Below are 19,733 nucleotides of genomic sequence, written 5' to 3' on the forward strand. Positions count from 1 at the left end.
GCCACCTGGACGCCCACGGTCTATACCAGCCGTAGGTTTTATCTGCCCTTGGACGATTCGTTTTAATTGAGGGCGGTGGTTTTACATCCAATGAAAGGAAGATTATGCGTTCACAGTCCGGGCTGCGCGTCAGCCACAGAGGTTTTACGTTGATTGAATTGCTGGTGGTAATTGCCATTATCGCTATTCTGATCGCACTGTTACTCCCCGCGGTTCAGCAGGCACGGGAAGCCGCCCGTCGTTCACAGTGCAAAAATAATTTGAAGCAGATCGGTCTCGCGATCGCAAACTACGAGTCAAGCTATACCCGTTTCCCCACATCAGGTGAATACACCGACGAACGCGCCGTTACCCGTCGCATGATGCCGGTGTCGATGCACGTCGCAATTCTGCCTTACACCGACCAGGCTCCGCTGGCTCAGAAGTGGAACTTCAACTACCACTACACCAACGCCGTCAATGCCCCGTTGTGTAAGACGAAGCTGCCGGTCTATGTCTGTCCATCCAGTTCGCTGACTCAGGTCGACTCCCTCGGCTATGGAATCACCGACTACATGCCGATTGCCTACACCGACCTCGACCCGACCACCGGATTGCGAAACCCGAGTGGCAGCGGTGCCTTGAATGCGGACCGCTGTGGTGCCCTGGGACCTTACAATCCCATCACGACTTCCATCGACGGGTTGAGTAACACCATCCTGGTGATCGAAGACGGCAACCGTCCGACTCAGACTGCCGGACACTACAACCAGACCCAGAAAATCGTCAACGGTGCGACCGGTCTGGATACAACTCAGTTGTTCGCCACGGCCGACGTGGTCCCCGGAACCTTTGGTGGACCTTACGGTGCTCCCAACCGCTGGGCTGACCCCGATAACGGCAGTGGCGTTTCCGGTCCTCCCAACATGACGGCCGGAAATCGCAAGAACATCATCAATAACAACAGTTCGCCGATTAACGGCCCCTCAGGTTGTCCCTGGGCCACCAATAACTGCGGACCCAACGATGAACCCTTCAGTGCCCATGTCGGCGGTTGCCACGCGCTGCTGGGTGATGGCAGCGTCCACTTCCTGTCGGAAAACATCGACGTCCACATCATCCGCCGCCTCTGCAATCCCAAAGACGGCGAAGTTGTCGGCGAGTATTAAGCCTCAACAGCAACTCACTTGCTAATCCCAAAGACTCACAGCCTTCAGCGGACCTCCTGCTGAAGGCTGTTTTTCTAGCAGGTTTCAGGAAATACACTTAGCTATGAAGCTCGCCACAAGGCGTCGCAATGACTAAGCAGAAGATAGTATGCCAGGCGAAGCCGCTTTTACTTGAGCTCGATATTCACCTTCTCAATTTTGCCATTAAAGGCGTGTGGCGGCGTGTAGTCTTCTGACACCGTCGAACCAAGGTCCGCCCCGATATCCAGCGTTTCGGTGGCGGAGAAGCGAGAAGGCACGACGTGTGGTACTTCGCCCTGGGCCACCTGTTTGCCATTGACGGAGAGCGTGACTGTCCCGCCGACTGCCGGATTCGCTTTGGTAATCGGTTTCTGCTGGTAATCCATTTCGACCTGGACCTTGCCTGAGGGAAGTTTCGCTGCGGACACAATCTTGTTCCGTTCTTTGCCAAAGAAATTATACTCGTAGACCAGTTTGCCCTCTTCTACGTACAGCGTATAACCGCCCGCGCTACCCCCTTCGGCTACGATCACACCCTGGGTTTCGTCTTCACCGACATCGATCGACGCTGTGATGGTGTGCGTCCGCTGATAGATCGGAGGAGCACTTCCCTCTGGAATGCGATTGGTACCTGCAGCGTAACTGAAAAAGGTTCGTCCACGAGTGACCGAAGGACGCTCGGGATTGACGACCCGCTCAGCAAAGCGGTCATCGAGCGGGTAGACGTTGTACTTCTCAGCTTCCTTGTCGAAAATCGCCTGCAGTTCCTTGAGCTTTTCGGGATGTTTCTGCGCCAGGTCGACCGCCTCGGAGAAGTCTTCTTCGATGTTGTAGAGTTCCCACTTCGTATTATCAAAACCTTTCGAACCGGTCAGTTCCCAGGGCACCCCCTGAAAGGCGGCTGCAACCCAGCCGTTGTGGTAGATGGCGCGATGCCCGCCAGTTTCGAAGTACTGCGTCGTGCGTCGCCCTTCAGCATCGGGATTGGTAATCGTGTAAGCCATACTGGTGCCGGCGATCGGCGTCTGCTTGACCCCAGCGACGGTCTTGGGCTCAGGAATACCGGCTGCCTCATAGATCGTCGGGGCAATGTCGATGACATGGTGGAACTGACTCCGTACCGTACCGGCGTCCTTGACTTTGGCAGGCCACGAGATCACCAGACCGTTGCGGGTGCCTCCGAAGTGCGAGGGAACACGCTTCATCCACTGGAACGGCGATGCCCCCGCCCACGCCCAGCCGACCGGGAAATGATTCTCGTGCTGCGGTCCGCCGATTTCATTGATCTCATCCAGTTGTCCTTCGACCGTATCGGGGATACCGTTCTGTGTCATGATGTTGTTGGTCGTTCCAGTCAAACTGCCCTCGGCACTGGGGCCGTTATCACCGGCTACATAAATGATCAACGTATTATTTCCGTCGGGCAGCTTGCGCACGGCCTCTATCAGCCGACCAACGTGATGGTCGGTATGCGCCAGGAAACCGGCGAAGGCCTCCTGGTGACGGGCGTAGAGCCGCCGGGCGTCGTCCGACAGACTGTCCCAGCCGGGAATTTCCTGGGGGCGCGGGGTGAGTTTCGTATTCTCGGGAACGACCCCCATCTTTTTCTGGCGGGCCAGCGTTTCTTCACGAACCTTGTCCCAGCCCTGATCGAACTGCCCCTTAAACTTGTCGATCCATTCCTCCGGGGCATGCAGCGGTGCGTGGGTCGCCCCTGTCGCAAAGTAGGCGAAGAAAGGTTTGTCGGGACTGATCGACTGCTGCCGCTTGATCCACGCGATCGCGTCGTTCGTCAGGTCTTCTGTCAGATGATAGCCCTCTGCGGCTGATTTGGGCTGTTCCACCGGCAGGGTATTGCGGAACAGCTGCGGATAGAACTGGCTTGTTTCGCCCCCCTGAAAGCCGTAGAAATATTCAAATCCGAGCCCTGTGGGCCAGCGGTCAAACGGACCAATGGTACTGGTTTCCCAGTCCGGTGTGTTATGCCACTTCCCCCACGCGGCGGTGCTGTAGCCATTGTCCTTCAGCACCTCGGCAATCGTCGCACAGCTCCGCGGCCAGATGCTGTGATACCCGGGGTAGCCGGTCGACAGTTCCGTGATTGTGCCGAAGCCACTTTGATGATGGTTACGGCCCGTCAGCAACGCGGCCCGGGTAGGCGAACAGATGGCGGTTGTGTGAAAGCGATTAAATTTAATTCCCGAAGCAGCCAGGCGATCCAGGGCCGGGGTCGGAATCGGCCCACCAAACGTCGCAGGATGTCCAAACCCCAGGTCATCAATCAGAATCAACAGCACATTCGGTGCCCCCTGCGGAGGCGCGACCGGTTGCGGATAGTCCTGCTCGGAACCTTCGAAGGTTTTATTGATTTTACCTTTAAAGGCAGCATCGGGCAGCGGAAGCCGCGAGCGATCAATCTGTTGTGCAGAACAAATCGCAGGGACGGGAAGAGACAGCACCACAACAGCGAGAAACGATAACAAAGGTCTCATGGAGGAATCTCCTGATTAGAGACAGTGCCCGCGGTAAGAGAACATCAGTCTATTTTTAGACATGAAAATGGAAATGTCCAGCAGAAATACCCGCTAACTCGTTTAATTGAGCCGTAGGGGCGGTACCCACGTGTCCGCCCGCCTGGAGAGATTCTAACCAGAACAGATTCCCGAAGGCATCAGTGCAGAAAAGAGGCTAATCCCAGATCGGATCGGAATAAGTCAGCGATTCGGGGACCATGCTGTGCCAGACCCTGATGTAGCTGACGAGCAGGAAGTAGGGGAGATTCGTAACCTCATGAGAGACTTTGGTAAAGCTCCACCAGACCGGATGATAAAAGGAATTCAGCAGATCAGAATTCCGCGACTCGACGCCGGCCGATCTCGGCAGCAGAAATGCATAAGCCGGACCGATGCTCAATACATAGATCACAATCAACAGCAGCACGAAATACGAGATCGCCCGCAGGAGCCTGGCCTTCTTTTTTTCTGCCATAAAACAACCTCAGTCAGTAGGGAGGCAATAACTTCAGTTTACCTGAAGCGAAGCAGGAAGAAAGCAGATTCTTTGCGTTCCTGCTCGGGGGCTCTGTTCTCATCGTCGACCTCTGCTCCTCACCCAGCACAACACTAATCTCAATCCTGAGAAATGGCAGCTCTGTCTGTAGACTCCGGTGAACTGGGGCATCATCGTCTTGAATGCATTGCTCGATATGGTTCGCCTCTTGTTACAACTCTGAAAAGCTTATGAACTGCTTCTGCTTAGTGAATAGTTTAATACAATAGGATAGTTTTATCGCTCAACTCTAAGACGTTCTGCTTCTTCATCTTCTCGTTCAGCGTCTATTTCAAATCTTCTAGCTAGTTCTCGGAATGCTTTTGACAAGTTTGGAAATCGAGTCTTAAATTCTGTCGCTAAGTTGCTGTATTGGTTTACCAGTGCACGTTCCAATGTCCCTCCTTCTAAGGGATCTCTGCAAGTTACTCCTCGACTGTTATAGATACCGAGTGTAAAACCTTTGAATATGCTTGTTGAATTAAAATGTTCCAGAATGTTGCAAATTGAAAGGGGGGGCCACATTTTACATCCTTCCTTAGAATGGCGAGAAAGTAGCTCACCAATTTGATGATCTGCAACACGAATTCTATCTTCTTTTTTTGCAAGTAATCTTACTTCCGAAATCCAATTCGTTAAATATAGCTCATCAATCTGCCCGTTTTCTTTCGTTCCCGGAAGTGTACTAAATGCATTTATCAAAGAATGTCCATGTCTTATCATTTTGTGATCTAAATCTGTTAATTCTAGATCTCTATTTATTACGTTTTCATTTCGGAATAAGATTTTTAATAAGTCAATGAATTGGCTAGGATTTTGTTGTAGTGCATTTATTAAGGTCATAGGTTCAGTTCGTGAATGTGGCCCTTCAAGAAAAGGTAAGTACCCCCATTCAATTGCTGCGAGTCTAGTAGTATTTTCTTTATCACTTGCTTGAAGATGCTTAACTAACTTTTGGACACAATGTGCCTTTAATTTATTTATTTCTTCCTGATTCGTTTCAGTAGATAACGCCGATTCGAGGGTCAAGAAAATTATATCCTCTTCAATATCTATTTTCTCTAACGCAAAAGAGAGTAAATTAATTGCTGTGAAAGGACGACATGCCCGAAGTAATTTCTCTTGTACATAACATACGTCTCTGTGATTTTCATCATGAAGAAAAGCATCACAATTCAACCAGTACTCATCACAAACTGATATAGGTAAATTTGTTTCCATCCAGTCCCAGATGGAACGGTTAAACGGTACTGCACAGAGCATCTTTGCGGCCTGTAGATCTGAATAAGAATTGAACTGTATCTCTCTAAAAAAAGAGAATTCTTTAGAGTTGAAAGCACCAGCGATATATCCTGCCGCGAATTCCAAAAGTCGAATATTGTCTGATATAACAAACTCCGATAATTCAATTTCCTCTACATTTAAGAGCGAGTTCGATCCAATGACCCATCCAATGGAAGTTGCATTGTGTATTCTTTCGAGCAGACGATTTACCCCATACCAACCCTGTGTGGATGTGATATTCCTAAGGGCTTCTAATTGCTTTTTATTTAATTCCACATAGTATTTTTTATAGTCACCACTTTCATCAATATCAGGTAGATCTGGATGAATACCGAAAAGCCATTCGTTGAGATCCACAGGATCGTCTGGTTGAATTCGCTTACTAATATCTATTAATATGTTGATTGTATTCTCATTCAGTGACAAAGAGCGTTTAGGATGCGTTTGGTGAAGACATATTAGTTCTCTAAGTGCTTTCCAAAGTATTGCTCTACCATGAAGGTCTTGGCAATGTAATGAAATCAATTCCAGACGTTGTATTGCTTTGTGAGTCGTTTCTTCGTTTATCTTGAAAATACCATTAATGACCTTGGCCCATTTTTCTGGTGATTCTGACGCAGTTTCAAATATTATCTCTGCAATTTGGTGTAGATAACCCGGGGCATCGGTATGTGCTTTGATTTGAGACCAGCCATTAGCCCAGTCGCGCCATCTAGGCTTTGCCGTACTACTTAAGCTAATCCCATAATACTTGGGGACTTGCTCAATCAATAAATTCCACCCTACTTCAGGATGCTTGAGAACAAGTTGCCTTAAGATAGTAATTCTTTCTTCAATAGTGGCATTTGTTTGTGGTATTTGCCAGAAGAATATGGCTTTCAATGTCTCCGAAGGTCTGTTGCTCATGTTGTTTGGGAGAATGTTTTCATATTTGATTAACATGGCGAGAATGTCTGCTACTTGGCTTAAATAGTTGGGGCTCCACGCAATGATTTCTAAGGCCCATAGAAGTCCACAGTGTCGTGAATGCGAGAAGATATGGTTACTGTTAGGTGAAAAAAGACTCGGTAGCAGTGGGTTGTCGGAGTTTAAGTCATCACTTATTCTAGAAAGAAGAAAATCAGGGTCTGCTTCAGCAAACAGACTAAGCTGACTAGAAAATGTTGCCCAACGCTTTTTGGAACCATTATTAGGTAGAATGCTACTAAGGACTTTTCTTACGCTTACAGCAAAATTCAGTTTAGTCCCATAACTTGTTGCGGCAGGATAAGATGTCATTATTGCCAGTGACTCAATAATACCCTGGCGTAATTCACTAGAGAGTGAATGGGTTTTGCCAAAGATGTTTGCCATCCATTGCTCATCATCCTTGAGATCTAATGCGGGGTTGGTTTCCTCTAGCACAACTATTGCAAGATCTTCAAAACGCTCTAGCATTTTACGAGTAATTGAACTACTCAGTAGACACCATGCATCTTCTCGAGAGTGGATTACAAGGTTATTACCATATCTCAGGAAAAGAGGCTCATCGCTATCACACCACTTAGTAGTATATTCTTCGATACGCTCACGTGAGATTCCCATAAAATCTTCAATACAAATCAGATCAATGGGATGATTCGTTTTAAAGATATTGTCATTTCTTTCTATTTGATCAGGGTCTAAATCAACCCATCCACCTAGTAGAGCAAATGGAGCTAGTTTGGATCGGTATTTCTCGTTAGCCCATTCTGGGAAATCTGTAAGTGGGTGTTCTGTGATTAAGCGTTTTAGGACATTTGAGCTACCACAACATGCTCGCGAAAGCGACCTTGCCCTAAGGTTCTCAAAGCCACATTCTGCTAATGTCTTGGCGAGAGACGAAGACTCCTGGCGAGGAAGAAATAGTTCACGAGTACCAGATGATGCACTGCGATTTCTGCAAATTCCAACATGATGTCCACGAGACACGGCTTCTGCAACATCTTCAACAGTTAATGAAAGAGACACGGTTGCGATAAGTGTTAAAGAGGTGCCAATATTTGTTAGGTCTCTCCACGCTTTGAGGCTCTCAACAAAAACCATCCTATTCAACTTAGGATGAGCTTCTGCCTGTTCTTCAACTAACGCAGAAAGGAAGTCTAGGACATCTTTTGAGTTGCCACTTCTAAGAAGTAATGAACTGGGTTCTCCCTCAATCCAGTCTAGTAAGTCCTCACAACACTTAATCCTACTAACGAGTATCACTTGGGGGGAAATTGGAGGCGACGAAATTTGTTTGAGTGCATTCCATTGCGTCTTCGGATCGAAAACTCCATCGGGTCTTCGCCCCACTACAGTTGAAAACCATATATCAACAGCAGGGCAACGTTCTATCCAATGTTCTAAATCATTTGCATCGATCGCTATTACATTTTTCCAATTACTTTGTTCCAGAGCTTCCTTGGCCCATGAATCCTTCGCACGCCATTCTCTGGGAGTTACAAATACAAATGTTGTTTGTTTTTGGATATCTACTGAAGTCGTTTTAGTCCTCTTACTGAAGTCTTCATTAGCTTTAGCTTTTTTCTTTTCTTTTGAAGTTCCAATCTCCCACACACTTATACCCTTGGGTACATATTGGGTGTGTTCTGCTGAGTTAACATTGCCATCAAATCCTGGCCGTTGAATCTGTTCGTAAGCGGGAAAGTTTACCACTGAGTCTGGAGGGACTACCTCCCATACAAGCCGACGAAGCAAATGAGGTAGTTGGTGCCTAGCTTCTATAGTGTCTGCCCAAGAGACAATATCAAGAGCTCGAGTCCAGCTCATAGTCGCGCCTTCCTTGTTGAAAGTTAGTATGTATGCAGATGAAGAAGCTTAAGGAAGTAGTGGATGATATCTCGTCTAAATTTAAATTGTGAAATCTAAAACAATGATACGCAAAACTGTACATACACTCAATGGGTGGGTTCGGTCAGAATATCGCTCAACTCTATCCCGACATCCGCCTGCTCACTTCTTTCGCACTGGGACGTTGGTCCGGCTCCATCGCCAGTAGATCAATCAGCTCGCTGCGGAACTCAGGGGGAATCTTCTCGGTCAGCGATTCGACGAAATCAGGTCTCCATAAAGCAGAGATGATTTCCAGTGCCGACATGTCGCGCATTAGTGATGCACCACACAGCATCTCGACGAAAATTAATCCCAGGGAGAAGATGTCGCTGGCGGCACTCAAGCGAGCGCCGCGGGCCTGTTCGGGAGACATATAAGCCGGGGTGCCAGAGATCCCGTTGGAGTCCGCGGCCGAGACGGTGGCATCATCGACGGGATTGGAATTGAGTACCACGGTTTCCTCTAAATCCAGCTCTGCTGCTTCTGGTTCCGTAGCGACGTCTGTTTTCGTCGTGACCGTAAACTGCGGTCCGGTATCGGAACCGGCTCTGGTGACGACCTCCTGATGTCGAAAAGAACGGGCCAGCCCGAAGTCGACAATCACCGGTTCGTCTCCTCCTCGCAGCAGAATATTCGCCGTCTTCAGGTCTCCGTGCACGATTCCTTTTTCGTGAGCGGCAGCCAGTCCCAATGCAATCTGCCGCGCGATCCTGCGGAATTGACTGAGGTCGAATCCGCTGTCAATCAGATCTGCTAGTGAGCCACCATCAATGTACTCCATGACAATTGTCGGTATGGTGTCAATCGTATCCACAGAATAAATCGTGCAGACATTCGGGTGCTGAATACCGGCTGCCGACCGTGCCTCCCTCAGGAGTTGTTTTTCAGTCTGATCATCCTGTTTCACGATCACTTTGAGCGCGACTTGACGTGCGAGACGTAAGTCTTCGGCTGCAAAAACCTGCCCGAAAGCACCCCGGCCCAACTCGCGTTCAATGCGGTAATGGCCGAGAACCCGGCCCGGCTTCAAAAGCGACACGGTATCCAGCACACCATCGGCACGTTTCCAGTTAGCCGGACAGAGTCCTCCGGACTGTAAGGCGTCTAAGATACGCAGGACGTCTTGAACATTCCGCCCCACACTCAAGTCATAACTCGCAGCAAAACGCAGGATCCCTTCCGGGTCAATCAGAAACAATCCGCGATTGGGCAGACCGTCGACCTCCCGCCAGACACCAAAATACTGGCAGAGCGCGCCTTGGGGATCAGAGGCCAGGGGAAAGCGGAGTCCTTCGACACCTCCATCGTTCGCGGGGGTTTTCAGCCACTGCGCGTGAGTCTCGAGGGAGTCGATGCTCACCCCCAAGAGATCGCAGTTGAGTTGCTCAAACTGCGGTTTCTCAGCGCTGAATCCTGTGAGTTCGGTGGGGCAGACAAAGGAGAAGTCATGTGGATAGAAGATCAGCGCCAGCCAGCGTCCCTGGTAATCTGCGGACTGAATCTGCGCGTGTTGCAGGTCAGGGGTAACTGCGCTCAATTGAAATGGTCGAAGCCGTGAACCAACGACACAGTTTTGTACGGAGTTCATTCAATCTCCCCTGACACTTCAGACTCAAAGACGCGATTCGAACGCAGGCATTCCAGTTTAACAGGAATGCCTTAAACTCTCGTCATAACCAGCGAGGTCAAATGAAACAAGCAGGCCATAAAACAAAAAAGCCTTAAGCTATAAAAGCTTAAGGCTTTAAAAAATGAGGGCGCAGGGATTCGAACCCTGGACCTACGGATTAAAAGTCCGTTGCTCTACCAACTGAGCTACGCCCTCATTTGTTCTCACTGTATTTTGATCGGCCGGAGCATTTATTGCGGCATGGTTGGTGTCCGCTGCTCGACAGGCCGTTTGATGACTGAGTCAGGATAATAGCAACAACCACAATCACTTCACAACGTTACGGGCAAAAAAAATCTCTGTAAATTCATATTTTCTCAACCCTTAGTCGTTCAGACGCCTCTGCTCCCTGACAGGTTCGCTTATTCCTGCCCCTGAACGTTTTTTAAGTGACTGCAGGGCCGCAGTTCACAGCCCTTTTCGTCTCCTGACTACGCTCCGTAATCGCCCTGTGTGTACATTCCATCAATATAACGCCACTGGGCCGGGTTAGAATTCTTTGGTTGTAGAGCCGCCGGCAGACGTCCGGGGCGGACATTATCGTAGCACTGCAGCATCGAGAACCGGTGGATTGCCGCCGGAATTCCCACCGAAGTGAAGACCGGATGTCCCGTCGAAGGGAAAGGGCCGCCATGATTCATCGCCGGGCTGACGGCCACGCCTGTCGGCATCTTGTCGTTCAGCAGTCGGCCCACCTTCTGACGCAGGGCCGGGGCGACCAGATCATACAGCAAGTCATCCTCACCAGTGGTCTGGCTGTAAATGCAGCCGGTCAGGTTCCCCTCCAAACACTCGGCGATCTGGGCCAGTTCCTCATCGCTCTCCGCGACGACAAACAGCGAACTGTTGCCGAACGCCTCGGCCTGTAAAGCTTCGGGATCTTTCAGGAAGGCACTCCCCGAGACCCGCAGCAGTGTGTTCGCACAGGAGAACCCGTCGCCTTCGGTGGAAGTCCCACCGGTGACGAGTGTCGCCCCTGCTTCCTGAATCGCGGTAATACCGGACAGGAAGCCACGCTGTACTCCTTCGCTCAGCAGCACGCCGGCCGGGGCCGCTTCGAACTGCTGTTTGACCTGGTCGATGAAGGTCTCCGCAGCGTCCCCGGCTTTGAGGACCACCAGCCCCGGATTCGTACAGAACTGACCGGTTCCCATCAGGCAGCTCCCCTTGAATTCCTCCGCGATCTCCGCACTTCGCTCGGCCAGAGCTCCCGGCAGAACGAAGACCGGGTTGATACTGGAGAGCTCCAGGTAGACCGGCTTGCCTGCTTTGTCGGCCGCTTCCTTGATTGTCAGTCCCGCACTCCGTCCGCCGGTATAACCGATGGCACCCATCAGCGGGTGAGATACGAGCCGGCAGCCGTCCGAATGGCTCGTTCTGTAGATCAACTGCACGAAACCAGCGGGCATATCGGTCGCTTTCGCGGCTGCGTCGGCGGCTTCACCGAAGATGCGTGTGGTTTCCGGGTGCGACGAATGTCCCTTGGCGATCACCGGGTTCCCCGCGGCAACCGCGGCGGCGAAATCACCCCCAGCGATGCTGTTGAACGCAAACGGGAAGTTGTTCGGACCAAACACGGTCACGGGACCAATCGGACCGAACATTGAACTGATGCCGGTCGCGGTGTCGATGGTCGGCTGTGCCCAGGAACCTTCGCGGGCATGATTGGCGGCCTGACGCAGCTGATTCGTCGTTCGCGGCAGCTCGCCGTCACGCAGCCGCGGTGATTCGGGATAGCCGGTCTCCGCATGAGCGGCGTCCACCAGGGCGTCGGCGCGGGCTTCGATCTCGTTCGCGTACGCTTCCAGGAAGGCGGCAAACCGTTCGCCCGGCCAGCCCCGCATTGCTTTGGACGCCTCAGCGGCCGCGATGATGGCAGATTCGATTTCGTCCCAGGGGCTGACGGGGAACAGCGGGGCCAGCGTTTCGCCGGTCGCGGGGTTCACTCCCTGAAACGTCTGAGTCCCTGATGAGGTCGTCCATTCTCCGTTAATCAGAACCGGTTGTGTTTCCATGATCTATCCTTTTTCAACCTGCTTTTTTGCGGGGCAATCAGTTAGTATGTGAAGCGTGTATTTCGTTTGTCTTTCGATTCGAGCAGAGGCAGTCCGCTCTGATGCAGCAATTTGATGTGGTGATCCTGGGAGCCGGTTTCGGCGGCAGTCTGACGGCACTGTTGCTCGATCGCATCGGCCTCTCCGTCGCCCTGGTCGACCGCGGCACCCATCCCCGTTTCGCGATTGGGGAATCCTCCACGCCCGCCGCCGGCTATCTACTCCAGTCACTGGCTGCACAGTACGATCTTCCACAATTTGAGGCATTTTGCAAGTATGGGAGCTGGCAGCAGTCCCATCCCGACATCGGCTGCGGCGTCAAGCGGGGCTTCAGTTACTTTGCCCACACGCCGCATCAGCCCTTTCAGGCGCAGCCCGCGCACGGCAGCGAACTGCTGGTGACCGCCAATCTCAGTGACACCCTCGCCGATACACATTGGTACCGGGCCGACGTCGATCACTGGTTCGCCCGGCAGGTAGCTGCGTCCGGCATTCTCTATCAAGATCAGACCGAAGTTGAATTACAGCACAACCACCCGGGCTGGCAGATCCAGGGGACCCGATTCGGCGAACGCATTGACCTCCAGGCGAACTTTCTGATCGACGCCACCGGGGCCGCGGGTATCGTTGCCCGCACGCTGGGAATTGAAGCAGAAACCGAATTCAAAACCCACTCGTCCGCGATCTTCGGGCATTTTCGCAATGTCGCTCCCTGGCAGACCATCCTGGACGGGCAGGGCATCTCGCGGGAAGATTATCCGTTCAACTCCGATCACAGCGCCCTGCATCATGTCCTCGATGAAGGCTGGATGTGGCAGCTGCGATTCAATAACGGCATCACCAGCACCGGCTTCGTTCTCGACGGTGAAACAGGGCAGCACAGCTGGGAAACAATGCTGGATCGTTATCCCTCGATTAAAGCACAGTTCGCTGAAGCCGAATGCGTCGCCCCGGTAGACGGACTGCAGACCACCGGCCGCCTGCAGCGGGGCTGGAAAGAGTGTGCCGGGCCGGACTGGGCTCTGTTGCCTCACACCGCCGGTTTCATCGACCCGCTGCACAGCACGGGCATCGCCCATACGCTGTGCGGCATCGAACGGCTCGTTACCATCCTGGAACAGCATACAGGGCAGGGGACGCTGACCGAAGCACTAGCCAACTATTCAGACTCGCTTCAAGTAGAACGCACGCTGATCGATACACTGGTTGCTTGCTGTTATCGCAGTCGGCACGATTTTGAACGATTCCGGCTGAGCACGCTCTTCTATTTCGCCGCTGCAACGAGCTATGAGCACCTCCGCTTTCACGAACAGCAGCGGCCCTGGCTCCTCTGTGCCGACGATGAACGTTTTCGACAGGCGGTCACCGACTGGTATGAGCTCGTTTCCCGCGAAGATCATCGCGCAGACCAAAAAACTGACTGGCTGCAGACAGCGCGTGAACTGCTCGCGCCCTGGGATCGGGTGGGGCTGTTTGAACCAGCGGTGCCCCACATGTATTACTACACCGCGGCCCCGGAAGCGGAACCGCGGTGAGCAATAATACTTCTAGGTAATGATGGGCGAGCGTTTCTGTGCCAGCTCTTCCATCATGCTCTGGATATTGGACGTGATCTCTTCCGGGCTGGTTGCGATCCCCGTCATCAGTGATGCGTTCCAGAACAGCTGCCGGCCGCACTGCTTAATGAATGCATGCTGATCCGCGTTCGACGAGAGCGTGCAGAGCCGCTTGATCAGCTCGGCGTCCGGGTTGATTTCCAGAATCCGCTTGCTGGTCGGGAAGTCCTTGTTATTCATGCTCAGGACTTTCTGCAACTGCGAACTGATGGCCCCTTCCGGCATCACCAGACAGCAGGGACTGTCGGTCAGGCGATCCGATTTGGTCACCGATTCCACGTCGTCCTTAAGTTCTTCCTGGAACAGCGAGAGGACCTTTTCGAATTCAGGTGTGAGAGCTTCCTGTTCTTCCTTCTTCTCGTCCTCTTTTTCTTCGCTGTCCGTTTCGGCTTTCTCGTCGCCCGGCAGTTTTACCTCGGCAGAGTCGATCGAGACGATATCAAAGTCTTCGAACTTCGCCAGGTTGGAGAGGACGATCTCATCCATCGGGTCAGGCAGGTAGAAGACTTCGATCCCCTTCTTGCGGAAGATTTCCAGGTTTGGATTGCGGGAAATCGTATGGAAATCGTTACCACCCAGGTAATAGATCTGCTTCTGGTTTTCGTCGGCCTTTTCGAGATAGGCTTCCAGCGAAACGAGCTCGTTTTCAGAGGTCCCTCGCGATGAGGGGAACCGCAGCAGTTTGGCAAGGGTGTCGCGGTTCTCGAAATCGGTGCCGATGCCTTCCCGCAGGGAACTGCCGAACTGGCGATAGAACTCGAGATACTTTTCTTCGTCGTCCTTGGCCATCGACGCCAGGTGAGAGAGCACTCGTTTGGTGAGTACCTTTTTAATTTTGCGAAATACGGTATTGTCCTGCAGTGATTCGCGTGAAATATTCAACGGCAGGTCGGCTGAGTCGACCAGACCATACAGGAACCGCAGGTATTCGGGGAGCAGGTCCCGGTTATCGTTCTGTACGAGGATCCGTTTCGCACACAGGCTGATGCCGTGCTCGGTCCGGCCAAAGCCCATCAGTTCCAGGTTGGTCTGCGGGCAATAAAGAATGGCGTGGAACTGGAATGGTGAATCGCTGCTGAGATGCAGGTGCCAACGGGCCGATTCTTCCCCGTTGTGAGCCAGGTACTGGTAGAATCCGTCGTACTGCTCCTGTGTGAGCTGTGTTTTCGGCTCGATCCAGATCGGCTTCTGATCGTTGACCAGTTCGTCTCCCAGCTTGATCGGGTAGGGAACGAAGGTCGAATATTTATTGAGGATGTATTTGAGCCGCGTGTCCTGGGTGTATTCATCCAGATCTTTGCGGAGATGCAGGCGAATCGAGGTTCCCCGGCCGATGTCTTCCTGCGGTTCGATGGTGAAGTCGCCGGAACCGTCCGATTCCCATTTCCAGCCTTTTTCTTCCCGGCAGCTGCGTGTCAGGACTTCGACCTTGTCGGCCAGCATGAAGGCGGAGTAGAAGCCCACGCCGAATTTACCGATCAGCGAAACTTCTTCTTTTTCATTCCCCTGGGCGTTTTTCAGAAAGTCGAGCGAACCACTGTGAGCGATGGTTCCGATATTCTCGATCAACTCATCGTGAGTCATCCCGACGCCGTTGTCACAGATGGCCAGTACGCGGTTTTCCTTGTCCGGCTCGAGACGAATCTCAAGAGGCTGCTCATCTTTGAGGGATTCATCCGTCAACGAAAGGAACCGGTACTTGTCCAGGGCATCCGAGGCGTTTGAGATCAGCTCCCGGATGGCGATTTCCCGATTCTGGTACAGGGAGTGGGAAAGCAGATCGAGAAGTTTTTTGATTTCTGCCTGAAACGTGAATTTTTCTGGTGCGGTTTTTTCGTTCATGATCTTTCTCTGAATCGAAAACAGACAAATAGAGTAACGAATCAATCAACATTGATGTCCCGCTGGTCAACGGACGACAGCCGGACAGATCGTGCTCCGTTTATAAAGAGAACGGAATGACTTGTAAAGTTGCCCCAATCGGCTGCAGGCTGACTTAACTCAGAAAACCGCTCAAAAGACATTTGTAATCTGTGAGCGACCTGCGTAATAATAGAGGCAGCCCGCGACAGTGAGGCAATTGACACAGCATTCCTACACAACGGAGATCACTGATATGGTATTTTACTCCCGCCGCGACTTTTTGAAAACAAGTGCACTGGGGGGAATGCTGGTAATGGGGGGAGGCCTGCCTGCCCTCGCTCGTGCCGAAGAAAAGAAAGCCCAGGCACAATACGGCTTGGTGACTTATCAGTGGGCCAAAGACTGGGATCTGCCTACACTACTGAAAAACTGTGAAACCGCCAACGTCCTCGGCGTCGAACTGCGGACCACACACAAGCACGGCGTCGAACGCGATCTGAACAAAAACGAACGCCGCGAAGTCGCGAAGAAATTCATGGACAGCCCCGTCACCCTGGTGGGTATCGGCAGCAACGAGCGTTACGACAACCCGGATGCCGACGTGCTGAAACAGGCCAAAGAAGCGACGAAAGAGTTCATCAAACTCAGCCACGATGTCGGGGGAACCGGCGTTAAGGTTAAACCCGATTCATTTCACAAGAACGTTCCCGAAGAAGTGACCATCGAACAGATCGGAAAATCACTGAATGAAATGGGAGCCTTCGGTGCCGACTATGGACAGCAGATTCGTCTGGAAGTCCACGGCAAATGTGCTCATCTGCCTACGATCCGAAAAATTCTGGATGTAGCCGATCATCCCAATGTGGCAATCTGCTGGAACTGCAACAAGCAGGATCTGGAAGGGGCAGGCCTGGATGCGAACTTCGCGATGGTGAAAGATCGTCTGGGCGATACAACACACATTCACGATCTGATTCATAATCCCTATCCGCACAAACGGTTCTTCGAACTGATGGCGGGAGCGAATTACACCGGCTGGCTGATGCTGGAAGAGGGCAAGTTACCCAAAGGTGATCCCGTGGCGGCCCTGGCAGAACAGAGCAAACTGTTCGACAAAATGTGGGCGCAGGCACAAGACAGCTGATTCCTGCGGGCGGCTGGTAGAAAGACGGTCAGAAACGACTAGTGAGATGTAAAGTCTTTACTGTCGTGTGCAGACTGTTCCTTGATCGCAGCATAGACTTCTTCCCGGTGGACGGTAACGTCTTTCGGTGCTTCGATTCCAAGGCGGACTTTGTCGTTCTTGATTTCAATCACCATCAGTGTGATTGAATCACCAATCATAATTTTTTCGTCTTTTTTACGGCTGAGAACAAGCATCGCGATTCCCTGCGAATAAGTTGGGAGGTTTTTCAAAGCTTTCTTTGGGAAACAGCGCGTGTTTTTTTCGCAGCTGTTTCTGAAAAGCGACACTTGAAACTTAGCGTACTGTTTTTGAACAGTCTGCCTGGATCTTCAAAAAAAGCAGGGGAATCCTCTAACCGCCTGTCTCCAACAAAGGGATATAACGGTTAGCGCGATTCTGCACCTGGACATTTTTGTTGACTTTTCGCTGCAGCCCGTACTATCGGGAAAGAATTTCCAGTGTGTCACCGCACTGAATTCGCGGCGGTTGACCCTCGGGCAGCTCATGCAGGCGCGTGTTGACCGCCAGCCGATACATGTTCTGGAACAGTGACAGCACGCCCCAGGAGGGGAATGTTTCCTCCCGTTTCCGAATGAACGTCTTCATGAACTGGGCATCCGTCTGGCCTGTCGTCGGAACACGTGAGGGAACCACGCACCGCTTGCAGGGGTTCGAACCGGCGAACGTCACTGCTCCTGCCCGGAACAGCACCGGCGGATCCAGGGGATTGTAAAGCCGGTCTTCACAGAAGGGGAGGTCCCCCGCGAATTCCAGGTTGGCCCGGAACCGCAGCCGCAGTTCATCAACTGTGATGCCGGGGAACCAGCGGGCGACTTCTTCATACGTCTGTGTGCTGATGATCGTCGGGCCCGAGGCTTCGAGATCGTCGGGAAAGCCGGTGGTGCGGTTCTCTTTAAGCGTTACGCGCTGATCAAAATAATCGCTGAACCACGCTTCAAGCCCGGGCTGGTTTTCGGAGAGCGCAAACTGCGCCGCGGCGAGATCGCGGTCAGGCGCGGAAACAGTGATCGTCTGCCCGGCGAGATCGAAACTGGTCCGGATCTGTTGAATGCGAGCCTGCTTTTTCGCATTGATGACCTCTCCGTTCGCATCAAACAGAGCAAACTGACGATCCCAGGCCAGGCCTCCTCCGGGGAGTACTTCGGCCTGTTCAACAAACACCGGATCAAGAGATTTCACCGGATACAAGGCGATACGGGAGAGAGTCCACATGGGGTGAGTTTATCCTGAGCGGGGACAGGGAGATTTCATCTGCGACGTTTCGGACGTTCCTGTTCCTGGAGATCACGCAGGTCTTTAATCTCGGCTTTGAAATCAATGATCCCCGTGGGATCCAGAAAACGGTTGATGCGGGATTCTGCTTCCCGACAGAGAGTGGCAATCCGGGATTCGGCGGCCCGGTTACGTTGTTCCTGGGCAGCTTCCGTCGCGGTTACGCGGATCACAGTCAATTTATCCTGGAAGATTTGTCTTGGGGAAATGCCGCTCTCCAGTTCGCGGATTCCGCCATCCACTTTCTTCCAGTCATTCTTTTTCGCCCAACTGCGGATGCGGGACATCTGCATCGAGAGGGAGGCGACCTCTTCGATTAATTCCCCGTTGAGTACTGCCAGTTCCCCTTCGACGCCCAGACGAATCCGGTCATCGGGAACCTGGATCGCAGTCCGCGGTGCGATACCGGGAATATAAGGCACATTCGCCACCAGTGCTTTACCACTGCGGACATAGAGCCAGATTAACGGATCGGACGGATCGGCTTTGACGGTGATCGTTCCCTCCCGGTTGGTCAGCAGTTCCTCAGTGATGTATTCCTTCTCGAAAGAAACTTTTTTGCCTGTCTCTTCGCTCTCTTTCTGCGCTGCAACCTGCAACTGACGGACTTCCTGCGGATTCAGCGGAGAAATCTGGACTCGCATCCCGGCGTAAGACTGAGTTGAAGTCCCCCGTGGAACCAGGGCGAGTTCCGTCTCGGGAAAACGTGGGACGACCCGGATGGCCTGAATTTCGACCCGCCGACGACTGCTGCTCAGAATCCCCCTCAGTCCGGAAGAAATCGAACAGCGGGCATGCTTGCGGTCGACCTCTTCCAGAATAAGATAGGTCCAGGGAATCATCTGAATGTCTTTGACTTCACGATCCCGATTCAGATAGCGGAAGAACGGCACAAAAAAGTCGCGTTTCCGCAGTGTGCCGATCGCGGGGTCAGGTGTCAGGTACTGACTCCCCTGTTCGCTGACGATCGCCTGGTCACCTTCGACCGCTTCGATTGTGACAACCGCGGAAAACAGGTCGCGGAGAATCTGAAAACTGGTCTCTGCCAGAAACGGTCGTGCGTAGGTCGTCTGTTCGACCAGTGGTCCTAACTGCTGGGAATCGACATCGAACTCCCGACCCGCGATTTGGTATCCGATCCCCGCAGATTCCACTGTTAATAGAAACAGCTTGTCAAAAGCCTGTGTGGGATACTGCTGCAGAACCTGCGCTGAGGACAAGCGGTTCAGACCGGCACTGGTGGGGAGTGTCAGCCAGGCATTCTCAAAGATACCAGCTGTGTTGTCACCCGGTTTGAGGGGCCTTAAATCCCACTTCTCACCAGCGGAACGTTCAATAATCTGGGGCAAGCGTGTGAATATCTGCCGGCGGTCGAAATCGGTTAGACGGCAGCCAGACGCAAAGGCCAGTTCGATGCGGACGCGGTAGGGTCGTAAGCTGATATGCCGCGTATCAGGCTGGGCAGTTGGCTTTGGTTCGGGCTTAGATTCTGGCTCGGCTTTCTGTTCAGATTCCGGCTGGGACTCTGGTTCAGACGCTGGTTCAGAATTCGGCTCTGACCCTAGTTCGGTTTCTGATTGCTCCGTAGTCGTAGTCTCTGCCTGCGCACCGTAGGCGTTCTCTGTCTGCAGGCAGAACATCCCGATCAATGACAGGCAGCAACCAAATATAAAAGCATCAAACCAACGCATGGAGTAA

12 protein-coding genes and 1 tRNA gene are annotated in these 19,733 nt (G+C 52.3%); 3 read left to right on the forward strand and 10 right to left on the reverse strand.

Annotated elements, in window-relative coordinates; all coding sequences use genetic code 11:
• Window positions 1-104 precede the first annotated feature (104 nt).
• On the forward strand, window positions 105-1,148 hold the full coding sequence (locus F1728_RS29500; protein WP_149342231.1) for a DUF1559 domain-containing protein: 1,044 nt from the start codon (window positions 105-107) through the stop codon (window positions 1,146-1,148).
• 167 nt (window positions 1,149-1,315) lie between these two features.
• Here the strand turns inward: F1728_RS29500 and F1728_RS29505 are convergent, their stop codons facing one another.
• The 6 genes from F1728_RS29505 to F1728_RS29530 form a co-directional block, all read right to left on the reverse strand.
• Window positions 1,316-3,661, reverse strand: coding sequence for an arylsulfatase (locus F1728_RS29505; protein WP_155367002.1), 2,346 nt, complete (start codon window positions 3,659-3,661; stop codon window positions 1,316-1,318).
• A 196-nt stretch (window positions 3,662-3,857) separates the two neighbouring features.
• On the reverse strand, window positions 3,858-4,157 hold the full coding sequence (locus F1728_RS29510; RefSeq protein WP_155367003.1) for a hypothetical protein: 300 nt from the start codon (window positions 4,155-4,157) through the stop codon (window positions 3,858-3,860).
• Between the two features lie 297 nt (window positions 4,158-4,454).
• Complete coding sequence (locus F1728_RS29515; RefSeq protein ID WP_155367004.1) at window positions 4,455-8,291, reverse strand: hypothetical protein; 3,837 nt, start codon at window positions 8,289-8,291, stop codon at window positions 4,455-4,457.
• A 163-nt stretch (window positions 8,292-8,454) separates the two neighbouring features.
• Entirely contained in the window at window positions 8,455-9,942 is a 1,488-nt protein-coding gene (locus F1728_RS29520; RefSeq protein ID WP_155367005.1) for a protein kinase domain-containing protein, read from the reverse strand.
• Window positions 9,943-10,106: 164 nt separating this feature from the next.
• Window positions 10,107-10,179: transfer RNA gene (locus tag F1728_RS29525), tRNA-Lys, on the reverse strand.
• A gap of 275 nt (window positions 10,180-10,454) precedes the next feature.
• Window positions 10,455-12,038 carry an aldehyde dehydrogenase (NADP(+)) gene (locus F1728_RS29530; protein ID WP_155367006.1) on the reverse strand — a complete coding sequence of 528 codons (1,584 nt, stop codon included), beginning with the start codon at window positions 12,036-12,038 and terminating at the stop codon, window positions 10,455-10,457.
• A gap of 101 nt (window positions 12,039-12,139) precedes the next feature.
• Here F1728_RS29530 and F1728_RS29535 point away from each other — a divergent pair, with 101 nt between their 5' ends.
• The gene (locus tag F1728_RS29535; protein ID WP_155367007.1) at window positions 12,140-13,612 is read left to right on the forward strand and encodes an NAD(P)/FAD-dependent oxidoreductase; all 1,473 of its coding nucleotides are present in this window, start codon (window positions 12,140-12,142) and stop codon (window positions 13,610-13,612) included.
• A gap of 12 nt (window positions 13,613-13,624) precedes the next feature.
• Here F1728_RS29535 and htpG read toward each other — a convergent pair whose 3' ends face one another.
• A complete protein-coding gene (htpG, locus tag F1728_RS29540; RefSeq protein WP_155367008.1) occupies window positions 13,625-15,535 on the reverse strand; it encodes a molecular chaperone HtpG in 1,911 nt (636 codons plus the stop codon).
• A 274-nt stretch (window positions 15,536-15,809) separates the two neighbouring features.
• On the opposite strand from htpG, the gene F1728_RS29545 reads away from it, so the two are divergent.
• The gene (locus F1728_RS29545; RefSeq protein ID WP_155367009.1) at window positions 15,810-16,700 is read left to right on the forward strand and encodes a sugar phosphate isomerase/epimerase family protein; all 891 of its coding nucleotides are present in this window, start codon (window positions 15,810-15,812) and stop codon (window positions 16,698-16,700) included.
• 38 nt (window positions 16,701-16,738) lie between these two features.
• Here the strand turns inward: F1728_RS29545 and csrA are convergent, their stop codons facing one another.
• From csrA to F1728_RS29560, 3 genes are all read right to left on the reverse strand, one after another.
• Window positions 16,739-16,936: a carbon storage regulator CsrA gene (gene csrA / locus F1728_RS29550; RefSeq protein WP_145041500.1), complete on the reverse strand. Its 198-nt coding sequence runs from the start codon at window positions 16,934-16,936 to the stop codon at window positions 16,739-16,741.
• Between the two features lie 244 nt (window positions 16,937-17,180).
• Window positions 17,181-17,975 carry an MOSC domain-containing protein gene (locus tag F1728_RS29555; protein WP_155367010.1) on the reverse strand — a complete coding sequence of 265 codons (795 nt, stop codon included), beginning with the start codon at window positions 17,973-17,975 and terminating at the stop codon, window positions 17,181-17,183.
• Window positions 17,976-18,010: 35 nt separating this feature from the next.
• Complete coding sequence (locus F1728_RS29560) at window positions 18,011-19,726, reverse strand: hypothetical protein (RefSeq protein ID WP_155367011.1); 1,716 nt, start codon at window positions 19,724-19,726, stop codon at window positions 18,011-18,013.
• Between the last annotated feature and the right edge of the window lie 7 nt (window positions 19,727-19,733).

The sequence above is a fragment of the Gimesia benthica genome (assembly GCF_009720525.1).
Classification (GTDB): Bacteria; Planctomycetota; Planctomycetia; order Planctomycetales; family Planctomycetaceae; genus Gimesia; species Gimesia benthica.

Bases quoted from the DNA above. Each gene is read 5' to 3' on its own strand.
- F1728_RS29535 (WP_155367007.1), top strand. From the start codon at position 12,140: ATGCAGCAATTTGATGTGGTGATCCTGGGAGCCGGTTTCGGCGGCAGT.
- F1728_RS29515 (WP_155367004.1), bottom strand. From the start codon at position 8,291: ATGAGCTGGACTCGAGCTCTTGATATTGTCTCTTGGGCAGACACTATA.
- F1728_RS29520 (WP_155367005.1), bottom strand. From the start codon at position 9,942: ATGAACTCCGTACAAAACTGTGTCGTTGGTTCACGGCTTCGACCATTT.
- F1728_RS29560 (WP_155367011.1), bottom strand. From the start codon at position 19,726: ATGCGTTGGTTTGATGCTTTTATATTTGGTTGCTGCCTGTCATTGATC.
- F1728_RS29500 (WP_149342231.1), top strand. From the start codon at position 105: ATGCGTTCACAGTCCGGGCTGCGCGTCAGCCACAGAGGTTTTACGTTG.
- F1728_RS29530 (WP_155367006.1), bottom strand. From the start codon at position 12,038: ATGGAAACACAACCGGTTCTGATTAACGGAGAATGGACGACCTCATCA.
- htpG (WP_155367008.1), bottom strand. From the start codon at position 15,535: ATGAACGAAAAAACCGCACCAGAAAAATTCACGTTTCAGGCAGAAATC.
- F1728_RS29505 (WP_155367002.1), bottom strand. From the start codon at position 3,661: ATGAGACCTTTGTTATCGTTTCTCGCTGTTGTGGTGCTGTCTCTTCCC.
- F1728_RS29555 (WP_155367010.1), bottom strand. From the start codon at position 17,975: ATGTGGACTCTCTCCCGTATCGCCTTGTATCCGGTGAAATCTCTTGAT.
- F1728_RS29545 (WP_155367009.1), top strand. From the start codon at position 15,810: ATGGTATTTTACTCCCGCCGCGACTTTTTGAAAACAAGTGCACTGGGG.
- F1728_RS29510 (WP_155367003.1), bottom strand. From the start codon at position 4,157: ATGGCAGAAAAAAAGAAGGCCAGGCTCCTGCGGGCGATCTCGTATTTC.
- csrA (WP_145041500.1), bottom strand. From the start codon at position 16,936: ATGCTTGTTCTCAGCCGTAAAAAAGACGAAAAAATTATGATTGGTGAT.